The organism is Muribacter muris (genome assembly GCF_001038205.1).
Lineage (GTDB): Bacteria > Pseudomonadota > Gammaproteobacteria > Enterobacterales > Pasteurellaceae > Muribacter > Muribacter muris.
In genome coordinates this window covers 1-15263 of record NZ_JWIZ01000049.1, presented here as the reverse complement: position 1 = coordinate 15263, position 15263 = coordinate 1, and the positions used below count along the sequence as shown (strand labels likewise).

11 protein-coding genes are annotated in these 15263 nt (G+C 48.2%); 5 read left to right on the top strand and 6 right to left on the bottom strand.

All coding sequences use genetic code 11. The features are described 5' to 3' along the window. Nucleotides 1-134: 134 nt before the first annotated feature. Nucleotides 135-1580 (bottom strand): glycerol-3-phosphate transporter, encoded by a 1446-nt coding sequence (gene glpT / locus RO21_RS08100; RefSeq protein WP_047977295.1) that lies wholly within the window; start codon nucleotides 1578-1580, stop codon nucleotides 135-137. A 336-nt stretch (nucleotides 1581-1916) separates the two neighbouring features. On the opposite strand from glpT, the gene glpA reads away from it, so the two are divergent. From glpA to glpC, 3 genes are all read left to right on the top strand, one after another. Then, nucleotides 1917-3608 (top strand): anaerobic glycerol-3-phosphate dehydrogenase subunit A, encoded by a 1692-nt coding sequence (glpA, locus tag RO21_RS08095; protein ID WP_047977294.1) that lies wholly within the window; start codon nucleotides 1917-1919, stop codon nucleotides 3606-3608. Further along, nucleotides 3598-4881, top strand: coding sequence for a glycerol-3-phosphate dehydrogenase subunit GlpB (gene glpB, locus RO21_RS08090; protein ID WP_047977293.1), 1284 nt, complete (start codon nucleotides 3598-3600; stop codon nucleotides 4879-4881). The genes glpA and glpB overlap by 11 nt, the downstream gene beginning before the upstream one ends. 409 nt (nucleotides 4882-5290) lie before the next feature. Continuing rightward, nucleotides 5291-6562 carry an anaerobic glycerol-3-phosphate dehydrogenase subunit GlpC gene (glpC, locus tag RO21_RS08085; protein ID WP_047977292.1) on the top strand — a complete coding sequence of 424 codons (1272 nt, stop codon included), beginning with the start codon at nucleotides 5291-5293 and terminating at the stop codon, nucleotides 6560-6562. Nucleotides 6563-6659: 97 nt separating this feature from the next. Here the strand turns inward: glpC and RO21_RS08080 are convergent, their stop codons facing one another. The 5 genes from RO21_RS08080 to proA all read right to left on the bottom strand — a co-directional run bounded on the left by RO21_RS08080 (nucleotide 6660) and on the right by proA (nucleotide 12161). Next, nucleotides 6660-8189, bottom strand: a complete 1530-nt coding sequence (locus RO21_RS08080) for a methyltransferase regulatory domain-containing protein (RefSeq protein WP_047977291.1) — start codon at nucleotides 8187-8189, stop codon at nucleotides 6660-6662. 133 nt (nucleotides 8190-8322) lie between these two features. After that, a complete protein-coding gene (tilS, locus tag RO21_RS08075; RefSeq protein ID WP_047977290.1) occupies nucleotides 8323-9612 on the bottom strand; it encodes a tRNA lysidine(34) synthetase TilS in 1290 nt (429 codons plus the stop codon). 14 nt (nucleotides 9613-9626) lie between these two features. Next, nucleotides 9627-10061: a D-aminoacyl-tRNA deacylase gene (gene dtd / locus RO21_RS08070; protein WP_047977289.1), complete on the bottom strand. Its 435-nt coding sequence runs from the start codon at nucleotides 10059-10061 to the stop codon at nucleotides 9627-9629. Next, a complete protein-coding gene (locus tag RO21_RS08065) occupies nucleotides 10058-10909 on the bottom strand; it encodes a virulence factor BrkB family protein (RefSeq protein ID WP_047977288.1) in 852 nt (283 codons plus the stop codon). The genes dtd and RO21_RS08065 overlap by 4 nt, the downstream gene beginning before the upstream one ends. 1 nt (nucleotide 10910) lies before the next feature. After that, complete coding sequence (gene proA / locus RO21_RS08060) at nucleotides 10911-12161, bottom strand: glutamate-5-semialdehyde dehydrogenase (RefSeq protein WP_047977287.1); 1251 nt, start codon at nucleotides 12159-12161, stop codon at nucleotides 10911-10913. 94 nt (nucleotides 12162-12255) lie between these two features. Between proA and mutL the strand changes: the two genes are divergently transcribed. Beyond that, nucleotides 12256-14106 carry a DNA mismatch repair endonuclease MutL gene (mutL, locus tag RO21_RS08055; protein ID WP_047977286.1) on the top strand — a complete coding sequence of 617 codons (1851 nt, stop codon included), beginning with the start codon at nucleotides 12256-12258 and terminating at the stop codon, nucleotides 14104-14106. Between the two features lie 133 nt (nucleotides 14107-14239). Continuing rightward, complete coding sequence (gene cpdA, locus RO21_RS08050; protein ID WP_047977285.1) at nucleotides 14240-15067, top strand: 3',5'-cyclic-AMP phosphodiesterase; 828 nt, start codon at nucleotides 14240-14242, stop codon at nucleotides 15065-15067. The last annotated feature ends 196 nt before the right edge of the window (nucleotides 15068-15263 follow it).

Below are 15263 nucleotides of genomic sequence, written 5' to 3'. Positions count from 1 at the left end.
CAAATTATTTCAATAGGTTAAAATCCGGACACACGCAGTGTGTCCCTACAAGTGAATAAAAAACAACTTTGTGCAACTGCTACATAATATTGCATAAAAAAGGAAGAACCTCCGTTCTTCCTGTTTATAAGAGATTATTTGCCGTAATGCTCACCGAGTTTGGCTTTGTGCTTACCTTCTTCCAACATCACGATCAACATTAGCAAGACCGCAAGGATACCGCCGGTGATCATCACATAAAAACCACCGTCCCAGCCGTAGTATTCCGCTGCCCAGCCGACTACCAGTGATGCGGATACCGTGCCGCCGAGGTAGCCGAATAAGCCGGTGAAGCCTGCTGATGTCCCCGCTGCTTTTTTCGGGGCAAGCTCAAGGGCGTGCAAGCCGATTAACATTACCGGCCCGTAAATTAAGAAACCGATGGTCGTCATTAAAATAAAGTCCGTCAGTTGATACGGGTTTTCATACCAAGCGTGTCCGGCATACTGCGCCAGCTCTGCCTCCGGTGTTGCCGGATTTAACCATAATGCCACTACGGCTGCTGTGGTTAAAATCATAAAAATAAAGCCGGTTAAACCCCGTTTACCTTTGAATAATTTATCGGATACCCAGCCGCACAGTAACGTCCCCGGAATTGCCGCCAGTTCATAAATGGTATATGCCCACGCTGTCCCTTTGATGTTGAAGTGTTTCACTTCGCCCAAATAAACCGGCGACCATTTTAAGACACCATAGCGAATTAAATAGACAAACACATTGGCAATAGCGATGTACCATAACAATTTGTTTTTCAAAACATAAGTAATGAAAATGTCTTTGGTGCTGAGCGAATGTTCATAGGTCTTTTCGTTGTAATCTTCCGGATAATCATTACGCCATTTTTCGATTGCCGGTAAGCCGCAAGATTGTGGTGTATCTTTCATTATCAAATAGATCGGCACGGCGACAACCATTGCGGCAATACCCGGATAATAGAGAGCCTGTTGCCAGACATCTTTAGCGGTGGCTTCGACCCCGTGATTGCTGAAATAAACGGCACTGGCGAGTAACACCATTGCACCTGGCACCATTCCGCCGAGATTATGCGCCGTATTCCAAATAGAGACGATCGTCCCCCGCTCCGATTTTGACCACCAATGCACCATTGTGCGTCCGCACGGTGGCCAGCCCATTCCTTGAAACCAGTTATTCAAGAAAATCATCACAAACATCACGGCAATGCCTGAGGTTGCCCACGGCATCAAGCCCATTAACGTCATACATAAACCGGAGAGTAACAGCCCGAAGGGTAAAAAGACTTTCGGATTGGAGCGATCGGAAATGCCCGCCATCACAAATTTTGATAAACCGTAAGCTAAACCGGCACCCGTGCCGATAACGCCGAGTTCCGCTTTGTTATAAAGCCCCGCCTCAATTAAGCCTTTTTGGGCTAAGTCAAAATTGGCACGCACAAAATAGTAGGCGGCGTAGCCAAAGAAAATGCCTGCAAACACCTGCCAACGCAAGCGTTTGTAGGTAGAATCAATTTTATTCGCCGGCAATGCCGCAATGTGCGGTGCCGGTTTAAATGGGCCAAACATAGGTTCTCCTTAAATATGATTGAAATCGACCGAACATCATCAGCAAGCGGTCGGTTTTGCCCGCTTTTTTGCAAATCCGCTATGCCCACAGCAATGCCTGTTCGATAAGAGGTGCATATCATAAAAGAACCGTAAAAATTAGAAAGCGGATTTGTTTGATTTTGTGAGAGAACTCACAAAAAAGCAGAAATTTAATGAGTGAAATCGAAAATAATCTGTGATCAACTTCACAAAATTTGGTTATTTTGACGCATTTTGTTGTTTATATTCGCTCATTTGACTAGAATGTCAGTCGATTTTGTTTGAACGGTTATTTTTTATTGTGGGAGAGCATCAATGCGGATCGCAGCTCAACTGTATCAAAATGCGGCGGATTTCTCGCCGATTACCAGCGATGTGATTATCATTGGCGGCGGTGCAACGGGCGCAGGTATTGCCCGAGATTGTGCATTGCGGGGGCTATCCTGTGTGTTATTGGAGCGGCGGGATATTGCCACGGGGGCAACGGGGCGTAACCACGGCTTGTTGCACAGTGGCGCACGTTATGCGGTGAACGATCAAGAATCCGCACGTGAATGTATTGAAGAAAACCTGATCCTCAAACGCATTGCCCGCCATTGCATTGAAGATACGAAAGGGCTGTTTATCACACTTCCCGAAGACGATTTGGCTTTTCAGAAAACTTTTCTGCACGCCTGCGAGCAATCCGGCATTGAGGCGGTAGCGATTGAGCCTGACTTAGCCCGGCGGCTTGAGCCGTCGGTCAATCCGGCATTAGTGGGGGCGGTTGTTGTGCCGGACGGCTCGATTGACCCGTTCCGCCTTACCGCCGCGAATATGTTAGATGCCACCGAGCACGGTGCGAAAGTGTTCACCTATTGCGAGGTCAAAGGCTTAATCCGTGAAGGTGGGCGGGTGATCGGCACGCAGGTTTTCGATCATAAAAACCAATGCCAACGCCAATTTTTCGCGCCTGTGGTGGTGAATGCCGGTGGCATTTGGGGGCAGGGCATTGCCGAGTATGCGGATTTAAGCATCAAAATGTTTCCGGCGAAGGGAGCATTGCTGATTATGGGGCATCGGATCAATAATCTGGTGATCAACCGCTGCCGTAAGCCCGCCGATGCCGATATTTTAGTGCCGGGGGATACCATTTCGGTGATCGGCACAACCTCCAGCCGTATCCCGTACGATCAGATCGATAATATGCAGATTACCGCCGAAGAAGTGGATATTCTGTTCCGTGAGGGCGAAAAATTAGCGCCGAGCTTGCGTCATACCCGTGTACTGCGGGCGTATGCGGGGGTTCGCCCGTTGGTGGCGGCAGATAATGATCCGTCAGGGCGGAATGTCAGCCGAGGCATTGTACTCCTCGACCACGCCGAGCGGGACGGCTTAGACGGCTTTATCACTATTACCGGCGGTAAATTGATGACCTATCGTTTAATGGCGGAGTGGGCAACGGATCTGGTTTGCAAAAAATTGCACCGAACCGACCGCTGTACCACGGCTGAAAAGGCACTACCGGGTTCAAACGAAAGTCGGGCAGAGACCAACCGCAAAGTAATTTCCCTGCCAAGTCCTATTCGCTATTCGGCGGTATATCGGCACGGTTCACGGGCGGCAAGGCTGCTCGACACCGCACGACTCGACCGTTCGCTTGTGTGTGAATGTGAAGCGGTTACCGCCGGTGAGGTGCGTTATGCGGTGGAAGAGTTGAGCGTGAATAATTTGGTCGATTTACGCCGCCGTACCCGTGTCGGAATGGGAACGTGCCAAGCGGAATTGTGTGCCTGCCGTGCCGCCGGTTTGATGACCCGCTTTGACGTTGCCAGCCCGCAGCAATCGACCACCCAACTTGCCGCCTTTATGGAAGAGCGTTGGCGGGGGATCGAACCGATTGCGTGGGGCGATGCGTTACGGGAAGCAGATTTCACCCGCTGGATCTATTACAGTTTACTCGGCTTAAATGATGTGGAGCAAGGTGCGCCGACAGTACAGAAGGGGACGGACGACAATGAATTTTGATGTAGTGATTATCGGTGGCGGCTTAGCCGGATTGACTTGCGGCATCGTGCTACAACAAGCGGGCAAACGTTGCGCCATTATCAACAATGGACAGGCGGCGATTGATTTTTCCTCCGGCTCACTGGATCTGCTTAGTCGTTTACCAAGCGGTCGGTTAGTCGAAGATTTTTGCAAAAGTTATGAGGCGCTTGCCACCGAGCAACCCGAACACCCCTACTGCATTCTCGGCAAACAGCAGGTGCTGGCAAAAGCACAACAATTTGAGCGGTTAGCCGCGGAGATTAAACTCGATTTGGTCGGCTCGCACACACAAAATCATTTTAGGGTAACGCCGCTCGGCTCACTGCGGGCAAGCTGGCTATCACCAAACAGTGTGCCGACATTGGCATTAAGCGAGCCGTTTCCGTTTCAACGGATTGCAGTACTGGGGATTGAGGGGTATCACGATTTTCAGCCACAATTATTGGCGGCAAATTTAGTGAAAAATACGGCGTTTAAGCATTGCGAGCTGATCACCGGTTTTCTGAATATTCCGGAGCTGGATCATCTGCGGGATAACGCACGGGAATTTCGTAGTGTTAATATCGCTCAACTGCTTGCGCATAAATTGGCGTTTGATGATTTGGTAGCGGAGATTAAAAGTGCGGCGAAAAATGCCGAAGCGATTTTCCTGCCGGCGTGTTTTGGGCTGGACGATCAACGCTTTTTCGATCAGCTAAAAGCGGCGGTTGGGCCGGCAATGTTTGAACTGCCGACCTTGCCGCCTTCGCTGCTTGGTATCCGCCAACATCATCAGCTTCGCCAACGATTTGAACAGTTGGGCGGGCTATCAATAAATGGCGACCGCGCATTACGGGCGGTGTTTGAACAGCAAAAAGTGGCGAAAATTCACACGCAGTTACATCAAGAAAATGCGATTTCCGCCCGTCATTTTGTGTTGGCAACGGGCAGTTTTTTCAGTAACGGCTTGATCGCCGAATTTGAGCAAATTGTCGAGCCGCTTTTCCGTGCCGATATTATCGGTTGTGAAAACTTTGTGCCAACTGACCGCTTGTCGTGGACGGCAAATCGATTTGCCGCCGCCCAACCTTACCAGGCCGCAGGCGTGGCGATCAATGCACAGTGCCAAGTCCGCAAAGACGGTCAATTTATGGCTAATCTTTATGCGGCGGGTAACGTTATTGGCGGCTACCACGGCATTGAACTCGGCTGCGGATCGGGCGTGGCAGTGGTTACTGCATTAACGGCAGCAGAGCAGATTTTGGCGGGCTAATCTCCCCAGTCCCTCTTTGCAAAAGAGGGGAGTGGTTTACGAGTAGTGGTTGGTTAGAAGCTCGTAGAGGTTACGCGTTATGGGTAATTCGGTTGGTAGTGGTAGGGCAGAGTTTGCTAATCTCCCCCAGCCCCTCTTTACAAAAGAGGGGAGCTGTTTTGAGGGGAATGGTCGCTTGGAAGCTCGAAAGAGCTAATCTTTGATAGGTAATAGGATTAGTAGCGGTAGGGCGGATTTTTACTAATCTCCCCTAGCCCCTCTTTACAAAAGAGGGAAGATGTTTTTTGGGGGATTAGGGGGATTGCTTGAAAGTTCGTAAAGGACAATCTTTTATTGTAAGAAAGGCGATGAAAACGCAAGCCTATTGGAAGACGAAAATTAACATTTAACATATTTGTGGGAAAAAGAGATGAATATTGCTGCGTTAATTGAAAGTGCCAAGCAAAACAGCCTGCCGAGAGTGGTGCATCAGGGCATTGATAGCAGTTTTGAAAGTTGCATTAAATGTACGGCTTGTACTGCTGTTTGTCCGGTGTCTCGGCAAAATCCGATGTATCCGGGGCCGAAGCAAGCGGGGCCGGACGGTGAGCGATTACGCCTAAAAAGTGCGGAGCTTTATGACGAAGCGTTAAAATATTGTACTAACTGTAAACGTTGTGAGATTGCCTGCCCGTCCGATGTCAAAATCGGCGATATTATCGTGCGAGCCAGAAATTCGCATTTAGATCGGCAAAACAAACCGCTTGCTCACAAGCTGCGTGATGCGATTTTGAGTAATACGGATTTGATGGGCAAAATGAATACGCCTCTTGCCCCGATCGTCAATCGGATCACCGGTTTAAAAGCGACCCGTTTTTTATTGGAGAAGACGTTGAATGTCAGCCGTCAGCGTACTTTGCCGAAATATGCGTTTGGTTCATTCCGCCAGTGGTATCTGAAAAAAGCGGCGGAGCGCCAAGCTTTGTATCGTGAAAAAGTCGCCTATTATCACGGCTGTTATGTTAATTACAATAATCCGCAGTTGGGCAAAGAGCTGATTGATGTGTTTAATGCACTGGATATTGGCGTGGTACTGCTGGAGAAAGAGAAATGTTGCGGTTTGCCGTTATCCGTGAATGGTTTTCCTGAAAAAGCGAAGAAACAGGCGACATTTAACCTTGCCGAGCTGGAGAAAATAGTAGGAGTGCGTGAATTAGAGGTCGTTGGCACGTCGTCCAGTTGTACAATGAATTTGCGGGACGAATATCATCACGTTCTTGGTATGGACAACGCCAAAGTCCGTCCGCATATTCATATTGTAACCCGTTATTTATATCAACTGTTGCGAGAGGGCAGAACTTTGCCGGCAAAACCGTTGCCGTTGAAGGTAGCATACCATACCGCTTGCCACGTTGAAAAAGCCGGTTGGGCACCTTATACCCTTGAGGTGCTAAGACAGATTCCCGAATTAGAGATTGTGATGCTACCGTCTCAATGCTGCGGCATTGCCGGTACTTACGGCTTTAAAGCGGAGAATTACGCCACTTCGCAAGCGATTGGTAACCCGTTATTCCAACATATCAACAATGGCGGCTTTGATTATGTCATTTCCGAGTGCGAAACCTGCAAATGGCAGATTGATATGTCCACCGATCTCACCTGTTTACACCCGATCACCTTGTTGGCAATGGCGTTAGCGTGATGTTGCAAATTATCTGGGGAAACCGACCGCTTGTTTCATCAAAAAGGGCATTTTAAAATGCCCTTTTGTGTTGAATGGATAGGTAACGCTACTTTAACTAGATGATGCCGAGGTGTTTAAGCATTGGCAGATGATTTTGGCAGAAGTTGTCATAGATCTCGGTTAAATAGGTGGTGATATCTTCATCATTGTGTAGTGGCTGATCATTTTTATTTAAGGTCGCGTTACTTTCTTTTAGCAAATTAAACACAAATGTAACCCAATTTTCTTGCGGCACTTGCTCAATATAGGCGAGTAAGAACCAGCGATCGAGCAGCTTAATTCGGTATGCGGCGCCGATAACCGGGCTAACCAAGTAATCTACGGTAAATTCCGGTGAGCGGGATTGCTCTAAAATGTAACGGTTAAAGGCATCGCAACGAGGGCGAGCGGCTTTAATTTGTGCGTTAGATTGCACTGCGGATAAATGCCCTTTACCACTTAATACGGCAAGGGCGGCGAAAACATCGTATTCGCTGAGCCGTTTTTTGAGGCTATCGGCTAATTTGCCGACATTATGCACTTTATGATCTTGCAGTTTGTCCAGTATCGGATTGAATAGATCGGCATTTAAGTCGATAGTAAGATGAGCGGAGGCTTTCATTTCAATATTATGACGAGATGTGAGCAAGAGAACATCTAACTTACGCCACGCTTGACGTTTCTGATACCCGTTTAGCTTCACACCGCCTTTTATCCAAAAGTCCCGTCTAAACTGTTTATTCACAATGAAATCTTTGACCGTTTGGGCAAAATTGGTATGGTTAAAGCTGCTCATTAATTGTTGCTGTTCGCTGGAATAGAGGCACATATCAAAGTCATCCAAATAATTGGATGAGCAGGCAAAGGACAGTTTGGCTTGCTCCAACCATTTTTGTATATCCGAGAAATACATCGGCTGCCAGTCCTGATTGAGATATTCGTGGACAATATAATTTGGTTCTTTTTCTTTTAAGCCTTGAAGACGTGGGAGTAAATGGGGAGAGCTTTCGATGAGTTGTGGGCTTTGTTGGAAGATTTTCTCGACAAAATCGATACTTTGTTGAATATTTTGTCGGTAATCACTTGATGCCGAGGTCATTGTACTGTGATATTGCGATAATAAATGGCGTAACGGCGAAGGCGCAGACCAACCCGGTAAGGTGTTATAGCTGATATATAACACACCACCCACTTTGAGTTTTCGTTGCAGGAAATCGACAATAATTTGACGGTTTTCATCGGAAATCCACGACCAAATACCGTGCAGCCCGATAAAATCAAATTCCGGCAGATCATCACGTTGGCAAAATTCCTTAAAGCCTTGATCGGCAATTAATGCTCCGTTATTGGCGATTTGAGAAAGCTGTTGCGCAAAATTGGCGTGTGAAGGATTGAAATCCGTTGCGTACCATTTGGCTTGCCCGCCGGTGGCGTGAATATTGAGTGAAATGCCTTGCCCGAACCCGAGTTCGCAGGCATTTAACATTTCCGGTGCCTTAAATCCCGCCATTAAAAGCGGAATAATCATATTGTTGGGGTTTAATTCGGAGTAATAACCAAAAGTGTAGTTAATATCACTCGTATAACCTTCAGACCAATTTGACATACTGTTGTCTCCTTTTAATAACTTCATACCGTTCCATAAGCATTAATCTTGTTGGACGGGCGTATTATAAAGATATTTTTGAAATAAACCCTCTCTTTTTGTCAGTATTGACAATTTTCTTTAGCTAAATGCGTTAGCCTTGATGTGAAATTGTGATTAACCCGACAAACTGCCCTTGCCAACATATCACCGGCGTATGAGGGCGTTGCCACGGTGGAATATGATATTGCTGATAAATTTTCTTCATCTGTTCGCGTTGGGTTTTGCCGTACACCGCGACTTTTCCGGTTACGCCAAAGCAAAGAGTGAGCGTTTCATTACCCAATGCCTGCGGTAATAACAAGCGGTGAGTTTGGTGAGAAAATTGACAAATCAACTCAATCCCCTGACGGCGAATGTCAATGCAATGATCGGCTAATCGCAGCCCCTCAATCATCGGAGGGAGCGGATATGCTGTCGGGGCAATGGCCGGCAAAGGCTTGACGATATAGAGGCGTTGTTGGTAACGGCGGATCTGTTTTTTGCCCAGTTGCACTTGCGGTTGTCTATCTGCCGGTGCTGCAATCATTTGGCTAAGGACAGCGTTTAACTGCTCAAAGGTCGGCATTGGCTCGCCGCATCGTGCCAGCCATAATCGGATCAACTGCCGCTGCTTGAGCGTTGAAAACGTGGGGAAGCGGTGAATATCCAACGAGCCGTCTGCCTGCTCAAAACATTGCTCAAATTCAGGGCGGAGCAATTCTTCCAGTAACTGTTGCTGCTCTTGGCAATGTTGGCTGGAGCGGGCGACCATTTGATTAAAATGCGCCCAGCGGGCGTTGAGCAGCGGTAACACATTTTGGCGTAAGAAATTGCGGTCAAAATCCGTGTCAGTGTTGCTTTCATCGTCCACCCAATCTAAGTTATGTTGAACGGCATAGGCGAGCAGATCGGCTTTTGAGGCGTTAAGCAGCGGTCGGAAAAGGGTAAAATTTTGCCGATAACTGACCGCTTGCATTGCGCTTAACCCTTTCACTCCGCTCCCTCTTTTCAGGGCAAGAAAAAAGGTTTCTGCCTGATCGTCTAAGTGATGGGCGGTGGCAAAGATTTCCGCTGCACTGATGAGATCGGCAACGGCTTGATAACGGGCGTGGCGGGCGTTTCCTTCCAGCCCCTGTGTGCCGCCGACCTGAACTTTTCGTACTTCGCACGGTACGCTCCATTGGGTGCAAAGCTGGCGGCAGAATGCCGCCCAAGCATCGGCATTCGGGCTTAAACCGTGATGAATATGTACCGCTCTCAGCGTTAAGTTTCGCTGTGATCGGGCTTGTACAAACAGATGCAACAATGCCACGGAGTCCACGCCGCCGCTCAAGCCGATCAAAAAATCCGTGTGCTGCGGGAAGCAACGGGCGAGTTGCTGTTGGAATAGCGTGAGCATCATCAAACGACCTACGGCTAAACCTGCAACCAAAAGGTAACCGGCCCGTCATTTTGCAGGCTGACTTGCATATCCGCCGCAAACTGCCCCGTTTGGGTGGTAATCCGCTCGGCAGCTTGGCGGTGGAAATAGTCGTATAAACGTTCGGCATCCGCCGGATTTGCCCCTTTGGAAAAGCTAGGACGCAAGCCTTTTTGCGTATCGGCGGCAAGGGTGAATTGCGACACAACCAACAAACTGCCCCCGGCTTGCTGCACGTTTAAGTTCATTTTACCCTGTGCATCGCTGAACAGACGGTAATGCAATACTTTTTCAAGCAAGCGATCGGCTTTGGCGGTATCGTCCCCCTGTTCTACCCCCAATAAAATCAACAAGCCTTTGCCGATTTCGCCGATCGTTTGGTGATCGACCTCGACTTTTGCCCAATTTACACGTTGAATCAAGGCAATCATTTCGTCTCCTTTTGTAGTAATGGGTTAGCTAGCGTGCCAAGGCGGATCATTTCCAGATCTTTTAACACCGAGGCAAGTTGCCCGCCGAGTAGCACCACCTGCCAGCTTAAATGAATCCAGACGATCATAATCGGAATGGTTGCCAACGCCCCGTAAATCGCTTGGTAGGACGGGAATGTGGTGATATACCACACAAACCCCTGTTTTCCCAGCGTGAAAAAGGTCGCGGCAAAGAGTGCGCCGATGGCGGCGTGGCTGAACTTCACTTTCGTGTTCGGCACAATCAGATAAACCAAACTAAACAGTAGCCAAATCAGCAAAAACGGGACAAAGGTTAATAGCGATTGGCTGAACGAAAACAGCCCGTCAGGGCTAAACAGCGATAGGGAAAAGATATAGGAGCTGACCGCCAGACTTGCACCGGCTAAGATTGGCCCGAAAATCAGCACCGCCAAATAAATTGCAAAGGACAGCACTAACGATCGCTTTTGGCTATTGTGCCAAATTTCGTTGAGGGCAGTGTCAATGCTGGAAATCAGTAATACGGCAACCACAACTAAGCCGATAATGCTGATGAACCCCATTTTTTTGGAATTTTCCACAAATAAATTCAGGTATTCCTGTACAACATCTCCCGCGCTAGGGGCAAAATTGCTGTACACAAAGTGTTGTAACTGCTCGGTCGCCTGTTCAAATATCGGGAAAAAGGTAAACACCGAAAAGATCACCATAATCAGCGGCACCACCGCAAGCAAGGTGCTATAAGTGAGGTAGCCGGCTGACACCGGAATTTTGTTTTCCAAAAACCGAAAAATAAACAGGCGGATACAAAATATCGGATTTCCCATTCTAGCCCCTTGCTAAATAATCCCCTTCGCACACCCATTTGTAAGTGGTGAGTGCTTCCAGCCCCATTGGGCCGCGGGCGTGTAATTTTTGGGTGCTGACCGCCACTTCTGCCCCTAAACCGAACTGTGCGCCGTCTGTAAAGCGGGTGCTGGCGTTAATGTAAACGGCGGCGGCATCGACTTGTTGCACAAATTGGCGGGCGAGGGCGTGATCGGCGGTTAAAATCCCTTCAGAGTGCCGGCTGCCGTAGGTGCGGATATGCTCAATGGCTTGCTCAATGCCGTCCACTACTACCACGTTGAGATCCAACGACAGCCATTCTTGGCTTAAACGCTCGCTCACAAGCGGTTGAATCGACATCGTTTTTTGCAAATCAGACGGGAAATCATCGCTGTGCAGGGTAACGTTTAAATGCCCCAAATGGGCGGCTAATTTCGGTAAAAACTGATCGGCAATCCGGCGATCGACCAACAAGGTTTCAAGGGTGTTGCAAGTGCTTGGGCGCTGGGTTTTGGCATTAGCGATCACCGACAGTGCTTTGGCTTGATCGGCGCTCGCTTCCACATATAAATGGCACACGCCAATGCCGCCGACAATCACCGGAATGGTGGCATTTTCTTTGCAGAATTGCTGCAAGCCCGCCCCGCCACGAGGAATAGCCATATCAATATAGTGATCCATTTTAAGTAATTCCAGCAATAAGGCACGATCGGGATCGGTTACGGCTTGCACCGCTAACGGCGGTAAACCGGCTTTCACCAAGGCATCTTGGATCACTTCAACCAAGATCGCATTAGTGAATTTCGTTTCCTTGCCGCCACGCAAAATCACCGCATTGCCGGTTTTTAAACAGAGAGAGGCGACATCAATCGTTACATTCGGGCGTGCCTCATAAATGGCTAAAATCACCCCTAACGGCACACGCTGGCGGGAAATGCGTAAACCGCTATCTAATACGCCGCCGTCTATAATTTGCCCGACCGGATCGGCTAATGTCGCCACATTCCGCACATCGTTGGCAATCCCTTGAAGGCGTTCTTCGGTCAGTAACAAGCGGTCAATTAACGCCGTAGAAATGTTTTGTGATTTCGCATAGTCAATATCCTGCTGATTTGCCGCTAAAATGTCTGCACTGCGAGCTGCCAAACTGTCGGCAATCGCTAACAATGCCCGATTTTTTTGGGCGTTTCCATACTGTGCTAACGCAAAGCCTGCTTGTTTTGCCTGCTTGGCAAGATCAATCATCTTCATCGGTTATCTCTCAATAAAAATAAACAAGAGTTTATCACATCTTGGCGAATAAAATGGTAAAGTACGTCATTTCCTGATGTGTCGAGAGAATGTAATGAGCCAACCTAAACCCCTAATTCAAATTTTACCCCCTCAACTTGCCAACCAAATTGCAGCCGGTGAGGTGGTGGAACGCCCCGCTTCCGTGGTGAAAGAGTTGGTGGAAAACAGTTTGGATGCCGGTGCGACACACATTCAGATCGACATAGAAAAGGGCGGTTCGCAACTGATCCGGATTCGGGACAACGGCTGCGGGATCGGCAAACAAGATTTAGAACTCGCCCTCGCCCGCCACGCCACCAGCAAAATCGCTACCCTTGAAGATTTGGAAACCATCTTAAGTTTGGGCTTTCGGGGCGAAGCCTTGGCGAGTATCAGCTCGGTGTCTCGCTTGACCCTCACCTCTCGCCCCGAGTATCAAACGGAAGCGTGGCAGGCATACGCACAAGGGCGTGAAATGGCAGTGGATATTCAGCCTGCCTCTCACCCTGTCGGCACAACGATTGAAGTGGCAAATCTCTTTTTCAATACGCCGGCGCGGCGGAAATTTTTGCGTACCGATAAAACTGAATTTGCCCATATTGACGAAGTGGTACGCCGCATTGCCCTTGCCAAACCCAATATTACCTTTACGCTCACCCATAACGATAAAAAAGTGCGTCATTACAAGGGCGTGGCAAATCAAAGTGTCGAGCAGCAACAAAAGCGGGTAGCAGCCATTTGCGGTGAGGCGTTTATTCAACACTCCACCCATATCGACTGGCAGCACGATGACCTGCATTTATACGGCTGGATTGGTGCGCCGAGCCTTGCCCGACCGCAAAACGAGGTGAATTATAGCTATGTCAACGGGCGGATGATGCGGGATAAAACCATCAACCACGCTATCCGCCAAGCCTACGGCGAACAACTGGCGAAAGAGCATTATCCGGCGTTTGTGCTGTTTTTAGATATTGATCCGGCTCACGTCGATGTCAATGTCCACCCGGCTAAACACGAAGTGCGTTTTCATCAAGGGCGACTGGTGCACGATTTTATCTATCAAGGCGTATTGAATGCGTTGGAAGGGCAGACGCCGCTCCCGTTACACACGCAGGAAGTGGGCGAGCCGCTGCCGACCTACCAGAAAGATACGAACCGTGCGGCATCGGGGCAGAATATTTTCGTCTCACCGCCCGTTGCCTCTCAACATTGGGCGGCACGCCCTCAACCGCCGGCAGCGAAAAGCCCACAAGCCGTGCAGAAATATTATGGTGAATTGTTGCGTACGGAGAATGATCGCAAGCGGTACGATCCGCCTCAAAATGTGCAACAAGCAGTTGAAGCGGCAGGAAAGCCGAGTTTGCAAAAAGTTGCGCCGATCGCCCCACTTGTCTCTTCGACAATACCGCAAACCGGCTATGCGCAGGTGCTGGCAGTGGTGCAAAATCGGGCATTATTGCTGAAAGAAGATGAGCAATTTTATTTGCTCGCCCTTTCCACATTGCATCAACTGAAGCTAGGTTACCAACTTAAAAAAGGCGACACACAGGGATTATTAATTCCGCTGATGATTGGCTTAAACGAGGCACAAACGGCTCAATGGCAGCAGTATGAAGCGGATCTAAAGGCGTTGGGATTTATTATTCAACCTAAACAGTGGCAAGGGCAAACACGGTTGACCATCTCACAAGTGCCGACTTGTTTACGCCAGCAAAATTTACAGCAATTATTACTGGGATTATTTGCACAACAAGCGGGCGATTTAAGTGATTTTTTTGCAAAAAATGCCGATTACCCGACCGCTTGCAGCTTAGCGGAGGCAGTGGCATTATTGGCGGAGGTAGAGCAATGTGCCGAAAGCAAAGCAGCACTTTCGGCCGCGCGGGTTGCAATAGATTTTGCACACTATCTCAACGATCTTTAAATTTGCGTTATGAAAATAACGTAAATTTGTCTTAAAAATGTGGCAGAGTCCGCATTTTTTCATTTTGCTTGCTGACAACCGAAAGGAAATCGGTAAATTAGTCGGCAGTTTCATTTTTAGTTTTAGAGTACCTATGGACAGCGTTTATCACTTTCCCTATTCAACGCCTGTTGTCCGCATTTTGCAAATTACCGATCCCCACCTATTTGCATTGGACAATGGGCAGCTAATTGGTGTGAATACTTCACAGAGTTTTCAAGCCGTGCTTGATGCCATTCAACAAACGGCTTTCGATTATGATTTTGTCCTCGCGACCGGTGATTTGGTGCAAGATCATAATCGAGAGGCATATCATCGCTTCGCCAAAATGGTGAAACCGCTACAAAAACCGATTTTTTGGGTGGAGGGTAATCACGATATTCAACCGCAAATGCGCAATGCACTGGCAATGTATGCCCAAATGCAAATGGCAAAGCATATCTTAGCGGGGGATAAGTGGCAGATTATTTTGTTGAACAGCCAAATTCACGGGCTACCGAAAGGGGAACTGGCACAGGATCAACTGGCATTTTTAACCGCAAAACTGACCGCTTATCCGAACCGTTATAGTCTGGTGGTGTTACACCATAATATTTTGCCGACCCAATCAGCGTGGCTGGATCAACATAGTCTTGCGAATGCGGACGAACTCGCCACCGTATTAGCGCCTTTTCAGAATGTAAAAGCGATTTTACACGGGCATATTCACCAAGAAGTTGATGCACAGTGGCACGGCTACCGCGTGCTTGCGACCCCTTCGACTTGCATTCAATTCAAACCGAATTGCGATACATTTACCTTAGATGCCGTACCACAAGGCTGGCGGGAGCTGAATTTAATGCCGGACGGCTCGATTGAAACGATTGTCAAGCGGTTAGATTGCGTGAAATTTTTACCAAATTTTGCAGCACAGGGGTATTAACACCTAAATTGATGACGAAAATGACGTTTTTTGTTGGAAAATTCAGCTTGGTGCATTTATTTTCATCAAATGCGTATTTTTTTGAAATTTTTCTCAAAAACCGCTTGCATTGATTTTGGATTTCTCTATAATGCACGCAACACAACGACGCACTGTTGTGAAGAAGTTAGATTATGCGGTGCGTCGTTCTTTTTTG